The organism is Corynebacterium durum (assembly GCF_030408675.1).
GTDB lineage: Bacteria > Actinomycetota > Actinomycetes > Mycobacteriales > Mycobacteriaceae > Corynebacterium > Corynebacterium durum.
Window position 1 is genome coordinate 1052880 of record NZ_CP047200.1, and the last position, 17923, is coordinate 1070802.

Annotated in this window: 14 protein-coding genes; 13 read left to right on the forward strand and 1 reads right to left on the reverse strand. The window is 56.3% G+C overall.

What is annotated here, in order from left to right; translation table 11 throughout:
* The first annotated feature begins 267 nt into the window (after nt 1-267).
* From CDUR_RS04995 to thrB, 5 genes are all read left to right on the forward strand, one after another.
* Nucleotides 268-1959 (forward strand): L-lactate permease, encoded by a 1692-nt coding sequence (locus CDUR_RS04995; protein ID WP_375379374.1) that lies wholly within the window; start codon nt 268-270, stop codon nt 1957-1959.
* 70 nt (nt 1960-2029) lie between these two features.
* The gene (gene argS / locus CDUR_RS05000) at nt 2030-3691 is read left to right on the forward strand and encodes an arginine--tRNA ligase (RefSeq protein WP_179417367.1); all 1662 of its coding nucleotides are present in this window, start codon (nt 2030-2032) and stop codon (nt 3689-3691) included.
* Between the two features lie 9 nt (nt 3692-3700).
* Complete coding sequence (lysA, locus tag CDUR_RS05005) at nt 3701-5089, forward strand: diaminopimelate decarboxylase (RefSeq protein ID WP_179417368.1); 1389 nt, start codon at nt 3701-3703, stop codon at nt 5087-5089.
* A 643-nt stretch (nt 5090-5732) separates the two neighbouring features.
* The gene (locus CDUR_RS05010) at nt 5733-7070 is read left to right on the forward strand and encodes a homoserine dehydrogenase (protein ID WP_179417369.1); all 1338 of its coding nucleotides are present in this window, start codon (nt 5733-5735) and stop codon (nt 7068-7070) included.
* A 4-nt stretch (nt 7071-7074) separates the two neighbouring features.
* The gene (gene thrB, locus CDUR_RS05015; RefSeq protein ID WP_179417370.1) at nt 7075-8001 is read left to right on the forward strand and encodes a homoserine kinase; all 927 of its coding nucleotides are present in this window, start codon (nt 7075-7077) and stop codon (nt 7999-8001) included.
* A 6-nt stretch (nt 8002-8007) separates the two neighbouring features.
* On the opposite strand, the gene CDUR_RS05020 is transcribed toward thrB, so the two are convergent.
* Complete coding sequence (locus CDUR_RS05020; RefSeq protein WP_179417371.1) at nt 8008-9723, reverse strand: long-chain fatty-acid--CoA ligase; 1716 nt, start codon at nt 9721-9723, stop codon at nt 8008-8010.
* 316 nt (nt 9724-10039) lie between these two features.
* Here CDUR_RS05020 and rho point away from each other — a divergent pair, with 316 nt between their 5' ends.
* The 8 genes from rho to CDUR_RS05060 all read left to right on the forward strand — a co-directional run bounded on the left by rho (nt 10040) and on the right by CDUR_RS05060 (nt 17896).
* Nucleotides 10040-11980, forward strand: a complete 1941-nt coding sequence (gene rho, locus CDUR_RS05025; protein ID WP_411763058.1) for a transcription termination factor Rho — start codon at nt 10040-10042, stop codon at nt 11978-11980.
* A gap of 1 nt (nt 11981) precedes the next feature.
* Nucleotides 11982-13055, forward strand: a complete 1074-nt coding sequence (gene prfA, locus CDUR_RS05030; protein ID WP_006061900.1) for a peptide chain release factor 1 — start codon at nt 11982-11984, stop codon at nt 13053-13055.
* Nucleotides 13052-13882: a peptide chain release factor N(5)-glutamine methyltransferase gene (gene prmC / locus CDUR_RS05035; protein ID WP_179417372.1), complete on the forward strand. Its 831-nt coding sequence runs from the start codon at nt 13052-13054 to the stop codon at nt 13880-13882. Before prfA ends, prmC begins: the two co-directional genes overlap by 4 nt.
* Nucleotides 13883-13919: 37 nt before the next feature.
* The gene (locus CDUR_RS05040; protein ID WP_179417373.1) at nt 13920-14570 is read left to right on the forward strand and encodes an L-threonylcarbamoyladenylate synthase; all 651 of its coding nucleotides are present in this window, start codon (nt 13920-13922) and stop codon (nt 14568-14570) included.
* Entirely contained in the window at nt 14570-15775 is a 1206-nt protein-coding gene (locus CDUR_RS05045; RefSeq protein WP_179417374.1) for an MraY family glycosyltransferase, read from the forward strand. Before CDUR_RS05040 ends, CDUR_RS05045 begins: the two co-directional genes overlap by 1 nt.
* Nucleotides 15776-15786: 11 nt before the next feature.
* Nucleotides 15787-16275: a Cg1360 family ATP-synthase-associated protein gene (locus tag CDUR_RS05050; RefSeq protein WP_179417375.1), complete on the forward strand. Its 489-nt coding sequence runs from the start codon at nt 15787-15789 to the stop codon at nt 16273-16275.
* 484 nt (nt 16276-16759) lie between these two features.
* A complete protein-coding gene (atpB, locus tag CDUR_RS05055) occupies nt 16760-17545 on the forward strand; it encodes a F0F1 ATP synthase subunit A (RefSeq protein WP_006061905.1) in 786 nt (261 codons plus the stop codon).
* 105 nt (nt 17546-17650) lie between these two features.
* Nucleotides 17651-17896 (forward strand): ATP synthase F0 subunit C, encoded by a 246-nt coding sequence (locus tag CDUR_RS05060; protein ID WP_006061906.1) that lies wholly within the window; start codon nt 17651-17653, stop codon nt 17894-17896.
* The last annotated feature ends 27 nt before the right edge of the window (nt 17897-17923 follow it).

Genomic DNA, 17923 nt, shown 5'->3' on the forward strand with positions numbered 1-17923 from the left:
ATAGCTCCCACTGGGTCGAAAGATTGAGGATGGTTCACGTCGTATCTGAACCATTTTGCTATTGATTTACGTCCCAATGGCTCACAATGAGGAAAAAGGGTGTTTGCTGCCTCTTGGGGAGCGTCACCCAAGGGCACTTTTATGTTGTGCCAAAATTTCATACTTCCTAGTGCCGTACCGCCACTCACTTTGCCAAAGTGAGACCCCTTCGATCCCACAAAGGAGCTTACGGTGGATTTTCTCCTCGCCGCTGCCCCACCGACGTTGGTGAACACTGCGCAGCATACACTTGCTGCGTCTGACACTTTTACATCAAACACCAAAGCAGTCGCGGATAGCTCAGCGCTCAGTGCCCTCGTCGGAATTGTGCCTTTGGCCACGTTCTTCGTGTTGTTGATGGTTGTGAAGCTTAAGGCTCACTGGTCAGCAATCGGCGCGATGGTCATGGCACTCATTGTCGCTATTGTGTTGTTTGCCATGCCCGCCAATCTTGCGGTTCTCACCATGACAGAGGGCATCGCGTTCGGTTTGTTCCCCATCGTATTCATCATCTGGATGGCGGTGTGGGTGTACGACCTCACGGTTAAGTCCAATCGTTTTGAAGATCTCCGACTGATCTTCTCCAAGATTGGCCGTGGGGATATGCGCGTACAGGCCCTACTTATTGGTTTTTCGTTTGGCGGCTTGTTGGAGGCCCTGGCCGGTTTCGGTGCGCCTGTGGCCATTGTGGCTGCCATGCTGCTGGCTATTGGCATGAAGCCTATGAAAGCCGTGTTGGTCACGCTGGTGGCCAACACCGCTCCCGTGGCATTCGGCGCAATGGCCATTCCTTTGACCACCGCTGGTGGACTCACTGGTATTAAGCCAGAAATCGTAGCCGCTATGGCTGGTCGTCAAGTCAGTGTTCTGGCTGTGATTGTGCCGTTTATCCTGTGCTTCATCATGGACGGTGTCCGCGGATTTAGGCAGGTATGGCCCATGGCGTTGGTGCTGGGTGTGGCGTTCGGTAGTGGACAGTTCCTCGCGTCCAACTACTTCCTCTATGACCTCACCGACGTGGTTGCCTGCCTGCTCTCCCTGACCGTCGGCGTCTTGTTCCTTATGGTGTGGGCTCCAAAAACCCCTGAGGAACAGGCTAGTCAGACCAGTGCAAGCAGCGGAAACGAACTCAACGTTCAGCGCACCAGCCTCGCGCTGTTCCCGTACCTACTGGTTATCGTGGTCTTTGCCGTGGCAAAGCTGTGGACCGTGGGCGTCAATATCCCGAAGGCCCTGACCTCCACTGATATTAAATTCCCATGGCCTGGCCTGGATGGTCATCTGGTTGACAGCACTGGTAAACCGTTGACCGCCACTGTGTTTAACTTCAACTGGCTGTCCAACCCGGGCACCCTACTCTTCCTGTCTGGCCTGATTACCGTCATTGTCTACATGCTCAACACCGAAGGTGGAAAGTACCCCATGTCCTTTAAACTGGGATTCGGGGAATTGTTCGGCGGTGCCTATCGCATGCGTTTGGCTGCGTTGACCATTGCAGCGGTTATGGGCTTGGCGTATGTGATGAACTTCTCTGGTCAAACTGGTGCTATTGGTGCGTTCTTGGCTGGTTCTGGTTCCTTCTTCCCATTCATTTCGCCGATCCTTGGGTGGGTTGGTACTGCAGTGACTGGTTCTGCAACTTCCGCCAACGCACTGTTCTCCAAGATGCAGGCCACCGCTGCCACTTCAGTGGGGGCGGAACCCGCTCTCATGGTGGGCGCAAATACCACTGGTGCTGTGATCGGCAAGATGCTGTCTCCACAGACCTTGACCATCGCGAGCGCTGCGGTCCAGATGGAAAACGGCGAAGCCAAGATTATGAAGAACATCATTGGCTTCTCCATCGGCTTGATATTGTTCGTCTGTGTGCTGGTGTTCCTGCAGTCCACCCCGATTCTCGGGTGGATGGTTGTGTCCTAGCACAAGTTAAGAGTTCAGGAGGTTAAACCAAGTTCGGGAAACACGTTGTGGTGCGATAGAATCGCTTTTCGTGACTCCTGCAGATTTAGCCTCACTGATTAAAACCACCGCAACCACCGTTCTCAGTGATAGGGAGCTAGATGCTAGCGTTCTTCCTGAGACGATGGTTGTTGAACGTCCACGTAACCCCGAACACGGGGATTATGCAACAAATGTGGCTTTGCAGGCGGCCAAGAAAGTGGGCGTGAGTCCCCGAGAGTTAGCAGCGTGGTTGGTAGATTCACTGGCTACCAATCCGGCAATTGAGTCTGCCGAGGTGGCTGGTCCCGGGTTTATCAACATTCGACTCGCTGCCGATGCCCAAGGGCAGATTGTGGCAGAGATCCTGCGCGCAGGGGAGAATTACGGGCATTCCGATGGGTATGCGGGTACTGTCGTCAACCTTGAGTTCGTTTCCGCGAATCCCACAGGCCCCATCCACCTTGGAGGCACGCGCTGGGCTGCAGTGGGAGATTCACTTGGGCGTATTTTGAGTGCCACAGGCGCGAACGTTACTCGCGAATACTATTTCAATGACCACGGAACCCAGATTGATAGGTTTGCGCGTTCGTTAGTTGCTGCCGCGAAAGGTGAGCCAACTCCGGAAGACGGCTACGGTGGGCAGTATATTGCGGACATTGCTCGGATGGTCGTCGATAAGCATCCTGGGGTGCTGGAGCAAAGTCCAGAGAACATGCAGGAGACGTTCCGTTCTGCGGGCGTGGAGCTGATGTTTAATCACATCAAGGAGTCGCTGCACGAGTTTGGCACCGACTTTGATGTGTATTTCCACGAAAATTCACTGTTCGAGTCGGGCGCGGTGGATCGCGCGATTGCTGTGTTGAAGGACAACGGCAACCTGTATGAGGCGGATGGTGCGTGGTGGCTGCGCAGCTCAGCGTTTGGCGATGACAAAGATCGTGTGGTGATCAAATCCGACGGTAATGCCGCGTATATTGCTGGTGACATTGCCTACGTGGCCGACAAGATTGGCCGCGGACACAACCTGTGCATTTACATGCTAGGCGCGGACCACCACGGCTATATCGCCAGGCTGAAGGCAGCTGCGGCTGCGCTGGGATACGATCCGGCGCAGGTGGAAGTGCTGATTGGACAGATGGTGAACCTGGTGAAAGACGGTGAGGCCATCCGTATGTCTAAACGCGCGGGGACGGTGATTACCCTCGATGACTTGGTGGAACTGATCGGTATCGACGCCGCGCGTTACGCCCTTATCCGTTCCTCGGTAGACTCTACGCTGGACATTGACATGGACCTGTGGGCATCGCAATCCTCAGACAATCCGGTCTACTACGTGCAGTACGGGCATGCGCGCTTGTGCTCCATCGCCCGGAAAGCCGCCGATGTTGGGTTGGAGCTTGCTGACACCGATAACGTGGATTACTCGTTGCTCACCCATGAACGCGAAGGCGACCTCATCCGTACGCTTGGTGAGTTTCCCGCTGTGGTCACGGCAGCCGCTGAACTCCGCGAACCCCACCGTATCGCGCGCTACGCAGAAGAACTTGCAGGTACGTTCCACAGGTTTTACGACAACTGCCAAATCCTGCCGAAAGCAGGTGAGGATGTACAGCCAATTCATAAGGCGAGGTTTGCGCTGGCCATGGCGACTCGCCAAGCCCTGGCGAACGCCTTGGGTCTTGTCGGTGTGACCGCCCCCGAGCGAATGTAGGAGTGCACTATGTCTGCTGATCACAACGCCAACAACCTTAGCCATAGTGACGAAGCCACTGGTTTTAACGGCTTACCCGCGCACGTGTGGCCCCTGAATGCACGCCGTCAAGAAGACGGCGTGGTGACCGTCGCGGGTGTGCCGCTCGGAGAGATTGCCGAGGAATATGGCACGCCTGTCATGGTGGTAGACGAGGCCGATTTCCGCTCTCGGTGTCGCGATATGGCTGCAGCCTTCGGTGGTGGTGACCGTGTGCATTATGCGTCAAAAGCCTTTCTCACCACGGCTATTGTGCGGTGGGTCGATGAGGAAGGGCTGTGCCTTGATGTGGCCTCGCTCGGGGAACTTACGGTGGCTTTGGCTGCGGGATTCCCGCCGTCGCGCATCGCGGCGCACGGCAACAACAAGTCATCCGATTTCCTGCGTGCTTGTGTAAAAAACGGCGTGGGCATTGTTGTTATTGATGCCAGCCAGGAGCTGGAGCTGCTGGACCTCATCGCTGCCAATGAAAACTGCACACAAAACGTGCTGGTGCGGGTGAAACCTGGTATCGAGGCCCACACACATGAATTCATCGCCACCAGCCACGAAGACCAAAAGTTCGGCTTTTCCCTGGCTTCCGGCTCGGCTTTCGACGCCGCCTGTGCTGCCGTTCGTGCCGAAAACCTGCGGTTGGTTGGTTTGCATTGCCACGTCGGCTCGCAGGTTTTTGACGCGGAAGGCTTCTCCCTAGCCGCTGAACGTGTGTTGGGGCTGGTGGATCAGCTTTTTGACGCCCTCGGCGAGGAGATTTCACACGACTTCAGCGTGCTGGACCTCGGCGGAGGATACGGCATCGCCTATGTGGAGGAACAGAAGGGCCTTGACGTTGCTGCTGTTGCCGCTGATCTGATCGGTCGTGTGAATCGGCACAGCAAGGAACTGGGGCTTCCAGAACTCATCGTGAAAGTAGAGCCTGGGCGCGCGATTGCAGGGCCGTCGACAGTGACTGTGTACGAAGTTGGAGTGATCAAAGACGTCCACGTTGCCTCGGATAGGGTTCGGCGTTACCTCGCGGTGAACGGTGGCATGAGCGACAATATTCGACCCAGCCTCTACCAGGCGGAATACGACGCCCGTGTGGTCAACCGCTTTGTTGATGGTGAGGAAGTAGATTCCCGCATTGTGGGTAGCCACTGTGAGGCTGGAGATATCCTGGTCTCTGATGCCACGTACCCCAACGATATTGCGACCGGCGACTACATCGCTTTGGCGGGGACCGGCGCATACTGCTATCCCATGAGCAGCCGCTACAACATGTTCACTCGGCCAGCTGTGGTGAGCGTGAAGGGCGGGAATACAACATTGATGGTCCGCCGCGAAACCATTGACGATATTTTGGCGCTTGAGGTGATGTAAGAACAAGTAGCACGCTGAACGGCAAAAAGGTCTATCCCTGAACTCAGAAAACAGTGATTTTTCCTGTTCAGGGATAGATCTTTTTGGTGCAACTCCCGGCTAAGTGCTAGCGGATGATGGGAGCGATGATGCGGTTCTGGACCAGGAAGTTGTACACGGCAACTGCGACAGCTACGTTGATGCCCACACCGATTACGGTGTTAACCGCGCTTGAACCAAGACCAGTGGAGGTTGCTAGGGCGGTATGAGAAAGTCTCTGCGCTTGCGCGGGGCGACGGCTAAAGACGTTGCCAGGCTCGCGGCGACCATGCTGGTGGCGATACGACGAGGCATTTTCATAATATTATCCTTAAGAAATAGGCGACAAGCACCATGAAATGCAGTGGTATTGCTACGTAAAAAATTTTCACAACAGCATTTCTTTGAAAAAATATAGCAGAAAATAATATTTTATTAATTTAAAATGAGGATAAGAATATATTTAGTACATTGGAGATATCTTTTCATCTAAGGTTGTGGCGTGTGGTGCGAGTGCGCCAAGGAGTATTTCAAGGATGGGGGTAGAGGGGCGCTGAAAGACAGCTTGGTCTACAATAACTGGGAATGCCCACGCTGGATAACTTTAGGGAGAACTGGGAGAACGATGTCTACAACCTCATCCACCTTCAACCCCGGTAAAGGTACTGGCGAGCCGGTTGGTATCGCCATTTTGGGCCACGGCACCGTGGGGAGTGAAGTGCTTCGGCTTCTGAACAAATACGAAGATGATTTAGTGCACCGCATCGGTGGCGCCTTTGAGCTCAAAGGCGTGGCAGTGGGGGACCTTGCCAAAGTCCGCCCCGGCGTGCCTAAGGAACTATTTACCGATGACGCTATGGAACTGATCAACCGCGATGATGTGGACATTGTGGTTGAGGTTATCGGCGGTATCGACTATCCCCGTGAGGTCGTGCTTGCCGCGCTCCGTGCCGGAAAATCAGTGGTTACGGCGAATAAAGCCCTCGTAGCTGCGCACTCGGCAGAGTTGGCAGAAGCGGCTGATGAAGCGGGCGTCGATTTGTACTTTGAAGCAGCTGTCGCCGCAGCAATCCCGGTGCTTGGCCCGCTACGCCGGTCTCTCGCTGGTGACCGCGTTCTGTCAGTCAAGGGCATTGTTAACGGCACCACCAACTTCATCCTGGACGCCATGGACTCTACTGGGGCCTCCTACGACGACATGTTCGCCGAAGCACAGCGTCTGGGGTATGTCGAAGCCGATCCCTCCGCCGACATTGATGGCCATGATGCGGCATCCAAGGCCGCCATCCTCGCATCTTTGGCGTTCCACACGCGCGTGACCTCCGATGATGTATATTGCGAAGGCATCTCCAACATTTCGGCAACTGACATCAAAGCTGCGCAGTCAGCTGGCTACACCATCAAACTTCTCGCCATTTGCGAACGACTCATTGATGACAACGGGCAGGAAACCGTTTCCGCTCGAGTACATCCCACCCTCGTCCCGCGCAGCCACCCCTTGGCCAGCGTGGATAAATCCTTCAACGCCATTTTTATTGAAGCAGAAGCAGCTGGTCGTCTCATGTTTTATGGAAACGGCGCCGGCGGAGCACCGACCGCATCTGCGGTTCTTGGCGACATTGTCGGCGCAGCACGCAATAAAGTCCATGGAGGCCGTGCGCCAGGTGAATCCACCTACGCCAGTCTGCCTATCGCCGACTTCGGCGATGTAGAAACCCGCTACCACATCGACATGGAGGTCGATGACCGCATCGGAGTCCTGGCCGAAACCGCTGCGGTGTTTAGCGACCGCGGAATTTCCCTGCGGACCGTACGCCAAGAGGAAGGCGGTGAGGATCATGCACGTCTTGTCATCGTCACACATAAGGCCAAGGAATCCGATCTCGCCGCCACGATTGAGTCGCTCAACAACCTGCCAGCAGTGAAGGCCGTCAACAGCGTGATTCGGTTGGAGGGCGAATAATCACATGGCAATTGAAGTGCCTGCTGGACAGAAAGTTACTGTCAAAGTACCTGCCTCATCGGCAAACCTCGGTCCAGGCTTTGACACCCTCGGGCTCGCGCTGGGGTTGTACGACACGGTGGATGTAGAGGTCATTCCCCAGGGGCTAGAGGTGGAGATTTTCGGCGAAGGCGAAGACGATCTTCCTCGAGACGGTTCGCACCTGGTGGTCAAGGCTATTCGCGCAGGACTAAAAGCCGCCGACGTGGATGTTCCTGGTTTGCGAGTGGTCTGCCACAACAATATTCCCCAATCTCGGGGGCTGGGATCCTCTGCCGCTGCCGCTGTTGCTGGTGTTGCTGCGGCGAATGGGCTTGCGGGTTTTCCTCTTGACGACGCCCAGGTGGTCCAGCTGTCCTCTGCCTTTGAGGGGCATCCTGACAACGCTGCTGCCTCTGTGCTCGGCAATGCGGTGGTGAGTTGGACGGAAATTCCTGTTGACGGACGTACTCACCCTCAATACAAAGCGGTGAGCATTCCCGTGCATCCCTCCATTCGTGCTTTTGCGCTGGTTCCGGCGTTCCACGCCTCCACAGAGGCGGTGCGTCGCGTACTGCCGTCGGATGTCACGCACGTTGACGCACGTTTCAACGTGTCGCGCTGTGCGGTGATGACCGTCGCATTGCAGCATCACCCAGAACTGCTGTGGGAAGGCACGAGGGATCGCCTACATCAGCCCTATCGTGCGGATGTACTGCCAGTGACAGCTGAATGGGTGAATCGCTTGCGCAATAAGGGTTACGCCGCCTATCTTTCCGGGGCTGGGCCCACGTGCATGGTATTGACTACAGGAGATGGTGTGGACGAGAAATCTCTTCAGGATGCCCGCGATGCTGGTCTCCGCGTCATGGAGTTGCCGGTTGCGGGACCGGTTGAGGTGACCGTGCACTAAGTGCATTTACTTTTCGCCAGGGCCACGCAACTTGATCACTTCAAAGTCACCGTCGGCGAGGTGTTTGCGCAGGTCCTTCTTGTCGAACTTGTCCACCGATGTCTTATCGATGCTGTCCACAAACGTCCAGTATTCAGGCAGCATCCAGCTGGGAAGCTTTTCTCGAAGGCCGTCGCGGAGGATTTCGGCGGTGTCGCGGTTCGGTTCAACATGAGCATGCAGCACTGTGACGGCAAGGGGACGTTCGCCCCATTTCTCGTCGCTGTAACCGATCACCGCAGCCTCGACCACCCTGCTCGATTCCATGATCAGGTTCTCCAACTGCACTGAGTAAATCCACTCTCCGCCGGAGCGGATCACATCGCGGGCGCGGTCCTCAATGGTGAGGAAGCCGTCTTTGGTCACGGATCCTACGTCGCCGGTGCGTAACCAACCGTCCGGCGTGAACTTTTCTAGGGCATCGTCAATGTTGTCTCCTCGGAAAGTGTGGGCGAGTCCGCCTTCCACGTCTGCTGGGGAGTGGTAGTACGATGCGGTGACCCAATTTCCGCGCACCTGAATTTCCCCCTGGTTGCGGTCGGTGCTGGCAACAACCTCGCCATCGTTCACCACGCGGTATTCCATGCTTGCAGGGAATCGCCCCTGGCTGATGCGGTAATTCCAGCGCGCTTCGCCGGACACGCCTGATGGCGGGCGGGCGACCGTGCCGATGGGGGAGGTTTCGGTCATTCCCCAGATGTGAATGACGTCTACACCGTAGCGTTCCTCCCATAGCTTGATCAGGATCGGCGGGACGGGGGAGCCGCCGGCGAAAATCTCGGTGAGGCTCATGCGCTCCGGTGGATTGTTGATGTAGTGCACCATGAGGGAAATCCACAGGGTGGGAACACCGGTGGCCACGCGCGGATGTGTGGTGGCGATGATGGCTGCGAGTGCCGGGGCGGATACATCGGATCCTGGAAAGACCAGCGGGGCACCGCACATAAACGCGGCAATGGGAATACCCCAGCTGAGCACGTGATAGATGGGAACGCAGCAGAGGAACGGAACACCGTGGGTGACTGCGAATGAATCCGTGGTGCATAGGTTCATGGAATGCAGATAGATGGAGCGGTGCGAATAAACAACACCTTTGGGGGCGCCGGTGGTTCCCGTTGAGTAACACAAGACGGCGGCTGTTTTTTCTGGCAGTACAGGCCATGAAAACGTTGAGGGGTGGCCGTCGATAAGCGCCTCATAGGAGTACCCAGCCACACCGTCTGGAAGGGTAGCGATGGCGGCATCCAAGGAACCGACGCCGATGAAGACGACGGCGCGCACCCTGGGGCAGTGCTCCAGGATCGCCGAAAGCTTATGCGCCAAGCGCGGATCAGCGATGATGACCTGGTCCTCAGCATGATTGATGATGTGCTGCAATTGGTCATCCATCAGCTGCTTGTTGAGCGGGTTGAACACCGCACCCATGCACGTGACGGCAAAGAAGGACTCCAGATGCTCGGCACAGTTGTACATGAATGTGCCTACGCGTTGATCGTCAGTCACATTAAGTTCAGAGCGCAACGCATGTGCTAACGCGGCGGCACGTGCTCCGATCTCAGCGAAGGTTGTGGTCTCTTTGCTTCCATTATCGCAGCTGGTCACGGTGGTATTTCCGTGAATTTGTGACCCGTAAGTGAGTATTCGTGCGATCGACAACGGAATGTCATGCATGGTGCTGAGCATGGACACTACTCTAGTAAATGACACAATTTCGTGTGAGTGCGCTACACTGTTGGTGAACCGGCGAATAGTCACTGATGAGCAACCCGTTTCAGCTGGTGCTCCACTGTAAAAGTCGGCTTAATCAAAATTCTTTGGAAACGCTTTTGCGTTGCTCAAAGATAATGCATTTGAGGCACTTCATCACCCACAGGTCCGTAAGGGCCACGGCTCATTGTGATGGGAACGTGAGTCTGCGGTGCTCAGAAGTGTAAATTCACAGCCGCTTTCCGGTCTCGCTCAGTATGCGGTGACCTGGTAAGCCATTGAAAGGAAATCTGTGACAGATACGGATATCACCGCCACCGATTCAACGAGCGGTGCACAGCAGCAGAACCTCAGCGCACTGCGGCTCCCAGAATTACGCCAAATCGCACAGCGCATGGGTATTCGGGGTACCTCTACGTTGCGTAAAGGAGCCCTCATTGAGGCGATTCAATCCAATGGGGCATCGTTAGCAAAGCCTGCGCGTGAGACTGCATCAGAGGCGGCAGAGGCCGTGGAGGCCGCCGGAACTACTGAGCCTACTAAGGCACCCACTCGACGCCGCGCCACCAAACGAGTCGCTGCGGCGAGTGACGACGCCGCGTCATCCTCCTCTGCGTCCGATGCAGCTGCCGCTGCCGATGAGGCTTCAACAAACGCACCCGCAGAGTCCAGCAACACAGGTGACGGCGAAGAGGTTCGCTACGAATCCCGGTCTGCGGCACGTCGTGCACGTCGCAATCGTGCCCGCATGAATCAGCGCGAACAGCGGGATAAGGAGCGCGGACAGCAGCGCAATGCCTCTGGCGCGCGTGATTCCCGCGATACTGATGACGCCGCGCCTGCGGCCGATACATCTGCTGACTCGGCTGGCAATACTGCAAACACGAGCGACGACAATGCTCGCCAAGACGGCAACCGCGACAATCAACAGGACCGCCGCCAGCAGCGCAATTACCGCGATGATGACGGGGATGATCGTCGTGGGCGCCGCAACAACCGCCGTGAACGGCCACGCCGTGGCCGGGACAACCGTAATGACGATGAGGTGCGGGAGGACGATGTTCTGCAGAACGTTGCCGGCATCCTGGACATTGTGGACAACAATGTCGCTTTCCTACGTACCTCTGGGTACCAGTCCGGCCCCGCCGATGTGTTTGTGACCCAGCAAATGATCCGCCGCCTGGGGCTGCGTCGTGGTGACGCCATCATTGGTCAGGTTAAGGCTCCGCGTGAGGGGCAGAACAACTACCAGGGTGGACGCAACCGTCAGAAGTACAACCCGTTAGTGCGGGTGGACACCATCAATGGCATGACCGTTGAGGAAGCGCGCCAGCGTCCTGAGTTTTCCAAGCTCACCCCGTTGTATCCGAATCAGCGCCTGCGCCTGGAGACGGACCCGAAGATCCTGACCACGCGCGTGATCGACTTGATCATGCCGATTGGCAAGGGGCAGCGCGCGTTGATTGTTTCCCCGCCAAAGGCCGGTAAGACCACCATTCTGCAGAACGTTGCCAACGCTATTGCCAAAAACAACCCTGAGTGTTACCTCATGGTTGTGTTGGTCGATGAGCGGCCCGAAGAGGTCACTGACATGCAGCGCAGTGTTCACGGCGAGGTGATCGCTTCCACCTTCGACCGTCCGCCAAGTGAGCACACCACTGTGGCGGAACTTGCCATTGAGCGCGCGAAGCGCCTTGTTGAGCAGGGGCAAGACGTGGTGGTTCTCCTGGATTCCATCACGCGTCTGGGTCGGGCATACAACAACAGCTCTCCGGCATCGGGGCGTATCCTCTCTGGTGGTGTGGATTCCAACGCCTTGTACCCGCCCAAGCGGTTCCTGGGTGCTGCCCGCAACATTGAAAACGGCGGTTCGTTGACGATTATTGCCACCGCTATGGTGGAGACTGGTTCTGCCGGTGACACCGTGATCTTCGAGGAGTTCAAGGGCACTGGCAATGCTGAGTTGAAGTTGGATCGTCGTATCTCCGAGCGGCGCGTATTCCCCGCCGTGGATGTGAACCCGTCCGGTACTCGCAAGGATGAGTTGCTGCTGGCCCCCGAAGAGGCCCGCATTATGCACAAGCTTCGCCGCATTCTGTCCAACTTGGATAATCAGCAAGCGATTGACCTGCTGATTAAGCAGTTGAAGAAGACGAAGTCCAACGGTGAATTCCTCATGCAGATCGCGTCGAGCGCACCTATGGCTGGTGATGTTGAGGAGGACTTCTCCTAAGATGGCCAACCAAGTTTCGGCTGTTGATGACATCCTCGCCGAGTACCAAGGCTTGGAAGCCCAGCTCAGTGACCCCGAGTTGCACAATGATCCTGTTCAGGCCCGCAAGGTAGGCAAACGCTATTCAGAGTTGCAGCCCATTATCAAGGTTCACGCCGAGCTCTCGCAGGTTCGGGAGGATTTAGAGGCTGCGCAGGAAATGGCCTACGAGGACGCCGAGTTCGCGGCGGAGGCAGAGCGCCTTGCCGAGGAATCCGTGCAGTTGGAAGAAAAGCTTGCTGATCTGCTGGCACCGCGCGACCCCCACGACAGTGATGACATTGTCATGGAGATCAAGTCGGGTGCTGGCGGGGAAGAGGCGGCACTGTTTGCCAGCGAACTTGCCCGCATGTATCAGCGGTATGCGGAAAAGCATGGCTTTGCCACGGAAATCCTTGGACTGTCTGAATCTGATTTGGGTGGAGTCAAGGATATGACCTTGTCTATCCGTTCCAAGCAGCCCTCACGTGATGGTGCTTGGAGTGTGTTCAAGTTCGAGGGTGGAGTGCATCGCGTGCAGCGTGTGCCCGTCACGGAATCTCAGGGTCGTATCCAAACCTCTGCGGCCGGTGTGCTGGTCTATCCAGAGCCGGACGAGGTGGAGGCCGTGGAAATTGACGATAAAGACATCCGCGTGGACGTCTACCGTTCCTCTGGTAAAGGCGGACAGGGCGTGAACACCACCGACTCCGCAGTGCGCATCACGCACCTGCCCACGGGCATTGTGGTGACGTGCCAAAAAGAGCGGTCGCAGATTCAGAACAAGGCCCGCGCCATGCAGGTGCTCGCCGCAAGGCTGCAGCAGATGGCGGAGGAAGCCGCTGATGCCGAAGCAGCCGAGGGGCGCGCCGCGCAGATCCGCACCATGGATCGCTCTGAACGCATCCGCACCTATAACTGGCCGGAAAACCGCATCAGCGATCATCGTATTGGTTATAAAGCCAACAACCTTGACACAGTGTTGAATGGCGAACTGGACGACCTGTTCACTGCCCTTCAAACCGCCGAGCGCGCCGCGCGTCTTGAGGCCGAGTGATCTCCCAGGACATCACTGCTGCTGCCGTCATCCTCGCAGATGCGGGGGTGGCGTCGCCGCTTTACGACGCCCAGCTCATTGCTGCTCACCTGCTGGGTTGCTCGCGCACTGACCTTTTCCTGCGTAGCGACGACTCAACTCCCGCAGGTTTTCACGATGCGGTTGCCCGCCGCGCACGCAGGGAACCACTTCAGCACATTCTGGGTGTCGCACCTATGGGGCCACTTGAACTGCGTGTAGGTCCAGGCGTTTTTATTCCGAGACCCGAGACGGAGCTGCTGGCAGAGTGGGGTGTTTCGGTAGTCGCGGGCGTCGATAAGCCCACAGTGGTGGACCTATGCACTGGATCGGGTGCGATTGCGGCATATGTGGCGACGGTGGTACCCGCAGCGCGTGTGACTGCTGTGGAGATTGACTCGGCGGCGGCTGAATGGGCGCAGGCAAACTTTGATGCGTTCGCTCCGCAGGTCGAGTTGGTGATGGGTGATGCTACGTATGACCAGGTATTGCCGCAGCTGCGTGGTGCGTGTGACCTGGTGTTATCGAACCCACCTTATGTTCCAGAAGCGGCTGAAGTGGAAACGGAAGTGCATTATGATCCGCCACAGGCTGTATTTGGCGGGGTTAGCGGTATGGACGTGATCACCCCCATGATTGATGTGATGCTTGATCTGCTGAAACCTAGGGGATACCTGGGCATTGAACACGACGATACGACCTCCGCAGAGGTCAAGGCCGTACTGGCTGCGACGGGACGCTGTGATGAGATTGTTGCGCGACGGGACCTCGCTGGTCGCGAGCGGTTTGTCACAGCGCGTAAGCTATAACCTTGGTAAGAAAACCCTTGTACTAGGAGAGACGACGTTGAGCAGAATCTATGACTGTGCCGACAGCGAAAGCCGCGAACTGGGGCTGAGGGCTGCGTTCAATGCGGTAAAAGGTGGACGGCTCGTGGTTCTGCCCACTGACACCCTGTACGGACTTGGCTGCGACGCGTTTGATAACGACGCAGTGAACAGGCTGCTGGCTGCGAAAAATCGCGGACCCAATATGCCTGTTCCTGTTCTCGTGGGCAGCTGGGACACCATTCAGGGGCTTGTCGCCGAATATAGCCCGCAAGCACGTGCTCTCGTTGAGGCATTATGGCCTGGCGGCTTGTCCATCGTGATTCGTCAGGCGCCTAGCCTTCCCTGGAACCTGGGGGACACCCGCGGCACTGTCATGCTACGCATGCCCTTGCACCCCGTAGCTATAGAGTTGTTGCGTGAGACCGGGCCTATGGCCGTATCCAGTGCAAACATCTCCGGTCAGCCACCAGCAACCACTGCTGAGGATGCGAAGAACCAACTGGGTTCCGCCGTCAATGTCTACCTGGACGGTGGAGAATGTGCTGTCGGCACGGCCAGTACCATCATTGACCTGTCCCACCGCGAGCCTAAGCTGTTACGTGAAGGTGCGGTGCCCGCCGAGAAAATCGCCGAAATTCTAGGCGTGGACGTGGAAAGCCTTCGCTAATGGGGTCGGGTGGAGCAGGCATTCCGCTGCGCGAGCTCGGTCTCGTCTTTCTTGTGGCATGCACAGTCACCTATCTTTGCACGGGTATCATCCGCTCGATTATGGTGCGTAGCGGCCGCATCGCCGCGATTCGCGACCGTGACGTACACACTCAGCCCAAGCCGCGACTTGGTGGTGCTGCCATGTTCACCGGATTCTTGGCTGCCGTGTTCATTGCACAACAACTTCCGGCTTTGACCAGGGGTTTCAAGCCCATCACGCCTGAAATGGGGGCTGTGGTGATGGCTGGCTTTGTCATTGTGATTGTGGGCATCATTGACGATATTTTTGAAATTGATGCCATCACCAAACTTATTGGCCAGATCCTTGGCGCGATGGTGATGAGTCTGATGGGACTATCGTGGACGCTGTTGTACCTGCCTTTCGGGGATGGGACGACCGTCCTGATAGATCAGTTTCAATCCACTGTTGTTACCGCATTATTCACTGTCACCCTCATTAACGCCATCAATTTTGTGGATGGTCTTGACGGTTTGGCTGCCGGGCTAGGCATGATCTCTGGGTGTGCGATTTTGGTGTTTGCTCTGACGATTCTTCATGACCAAGGCGGTACCGTTTCTGCTTACCCACCTGCTATTATTGCCGCTGCGCTGGTGGGCATATGCCTGGGATTTTTGCCCCATAATTTTGAACCTTCCCGCATTTTCATGGGGGACTCTGGTTCTATGCTGATCGGCTTGCTGCTCGCAGCGGCCGCAACCTCTGCCTCCGGCAAAATCAACATGAGCCTGTATGGTGCAGTGGACATGGTGGCGTTAATTTCCCCTTTCATCGTGGTCGTTGCCGCCGTGTTCGTCCCCCTGCTGGACCTAGTAATGGCGGTGGTCCGGCGCGTGTCAAAGGGACGTTCACCCTTCAGTGCAGACAAAATGCACCTGCATCACCGTCTCTTGGGCCTGGGGCATAGCCACCGTAGTGTTGTTCTTCTGTTGTACATGTGGGTGAGTGTGGTGGCTTTCGGCGCAGTGGCCTTTAGTGCTATCCCTGCGCCTTACGCGCTGGCGGGAATCCTGATATCGCTGGCAATGGCACTGGTGTACACATTTAGTCCTGTGTTCCGATCTGCGCGTACTGGCGAGGGGAATACGGGGGCACCGGAAGGGCATCGACAAGCGTCACTTCGAACCGCCACCGATGCAAGGTAAGATGCACCCTCGTGACTACTCAACCCACCTCCAATGTTTCTGAGTTTGACGACCACCGTCGGCCACTGCAGCGCGCCATTCGATTTGGATCGTTGGCACTGTTGACAGTGAGTGTCGTGTCTCTGTCTATCTGGGGCTGGGCAGCTGGGATCGCTGGAATCTGGGGAGTACTGATGGGAGCGGCAATCGGTGGGGGATTTGTGCTGCTCACAGCGATCAGCGTGCTTGTTACTGCCAATACCACTCCGTCAACCACAGGAGCGGTGGTGCTAGGGAGTTGGCTGCTGAAAATTGTGGTATTGCTGGGGGTTCTCATGGTCATTCGTGGAATGACGTTTTACGACCGCTGGGCCTTCGTCGTCACCACAACCCTTGTACTCATAGCTGTGCTTAGCGTGGAAGTGTGGAGTGTGATTACCTCGCGGGTGACCTATGTACAACCTTCCACTGAGTCCAGTGCGCGGTCCAGTGCGCGCACTAACGGTGATACTGATTCTTAAAAATTCACCTCATGCGCACAGCGTTTGTAGGAGGTGAGGGGTAAAACGGGGGGCGTTCTGGGGTGTGTAATTGGTGAAATGCCAGCGAGGATTGCCGCTTTGGTCGGACCAATAACAGACTATGGTGCAAGAAACTACCCCCGACAAGGGCGGGTTTTAGCAAGTGTGACTGACCTTACATGTGATGAAAACCGCCGCTTAGGCGGCATTTATTTCAGTGAACTGTGGGGGAGTTCAAATACCCCCCATCGTACTTCGTCGAAACGCAGAAACACCTGATAATCTATGCACCGGGTTTCCAACAAACTACTTGAGATGCGTTTGTGCGAGTCAAGATGTTTGCCGGTTTCCCCATGATCGCTGCGATGATGTGCGACGGAGTCCGCAGCGGTCAAGGAAGATTTCAGACGTCCATCGCACCGTGCGGTTTTATGCCCGTGCGGCCCGAACACGGGAGAGAACGCTGAGCGTTACAACACTGTCCATGAAGGGTGAATTCCATGCGCCCTCTCTGGAACACGAATTTTTCCCGGGAATCCTGTGGTTCGAACACGTAGCGAACGGCTGGTTTGCCATCGACCGTCTGATGTTCGTCCGCTTGCTTATGGCAGCGGTCGTTGCAGTGTTTTTTGTTATCGCCATGCGCAGCCCCAAGTTGGTTCCGTCTGGCGTGCAAAACGTGGCAGAAATTGCACTCGACTTTGTGCGGGTAAACATCGCTGAAGAAATTCTGGGTAAGAAAGAGGGGCGGCGCTTCTTGCCAGTGCTGGCCACCATGTTCTTCCTGATCTTTGCGATGAACCTTCCTTCGGTTATTCCGGGCCTTAACATCTCGCCCAATGCCCGTGTGGGTATGCCCCTTGTGCTCGCCATTGTTGGATACTTTGTTTTCATCTATGCAGGTGCAAAGCGGTACGGCTTTTTCAAATACGTCAAGTCCTCGATTGTTATCCCGAATTTGCCACCAGCGCTTCACATACTAGTGGTGCCGCTGGAATTCCTCTCCACGTTTATCCTGCGCCCGGCCACGTTGACTCTCCGTCTCATGGCCAACATGCTCGCAGGCCACATCATTTTGGTTCTGATGTTCTCTGCCACCAACTTCTTCTTCTTCCAGATGAATGGTTGGACAACAGTGTCTTTTGGAACCATCATTGCTGCGATTGCGTTCACACTCTTTGAGCTACTGGTGATTTTCCTGCAGGCTTATATTTTCAGCCTGCTGTCCGCCGTGTATATCGAATTGGCGTTGCACGCAGACGAGCACTGACCCGTTGGCCTGTACGCAGGTCGCGGACCACAGTCACACCGACACACATAAAGATATATTTCGCCCGGTGAAAGTCCGGGCAGCTAGAAAGGGAACGACACACTCATGAACGACGTCATCCTCGCACAGGCCGCTGAATCTGGCATCACGGGCAACATCGCCACCATCGGCTACGGCATTGCCACCATCGGCCCGGGCATTGGCATCGGCATCCTCGTTGGTAAAGCACTTGAGGGCATGGCACGTCAGCCCGAGATGGCTGGTCAGCTGCGCACCACCATGTTCCTGGGTATCGCCTTCGTTGAGGCTCTCGCCCTGATCGGCCTGGTTGCCGGCTTCATCTTCACCTAATCCGAACAGACAACGAAAGCCGACAGA

What these genes read in the sequence shown, in the direction of transcription:
- lysA (WP_179417368.1), top strand. Translation starts at nt 3,701, where the DNA reads ATGTCTGCTGATCACAACGCCAACAACCTTAGCCATAGTGACGAAGCC.
- CDUR_RS05010 (WP_179417369.1), top strand. Translation starts at nt 5,733, where the DNA reads ATGTCTACAACCTCATCCACCTTCAACCCCGGTAAAGGTACTGGCGAG.
- thrB (WP_179417370.1), top strand. Translation starts at nt 7,075, where the DNA reads ATGGCAATTGAAGTGCCTGCTGGACAGAAAGTTACTGTCAAAGTACCT.
- CDUR_RS05020 (WP_179417371.1), bottom strand. Translation starts at nt 9,723, where the DNA reads ATGCTCAGCACCATGCATGACATTCCGTTGTCGATCGCACGAATACTC.
- prfA (WP_006061900.1), top strand. Translation starts at nt 11,982, where the DNA reads ATGGCCAACCAAGTTTCGGCTGTTGATGACATCCTCGCCGAGTACCAA.
- CDUR_RS05045 (WP_179417374.1), top strand. Translation starts at nt 14,570, where the DNA reads ATGGGGTCGGGTGGAGCAGGCATTCCGCTGCGCGAGCTCGGTCTCGTC.
- atpB (WP_006061905.1), top strand. Translation starts at nt 16,760, where the DNA reads ATGAAGGGTGAATTCCATGCGCCCTCTCTGGAACACGAATTTTTCCCG.
- CDUR_RS05060 (WP_006061906.1), top strand. Translation starts at nt 17,651, where the DNA reads ATGAACGACGTCATCCTCGCACAGGCCGCTGAATCTGGCATCACGGGC.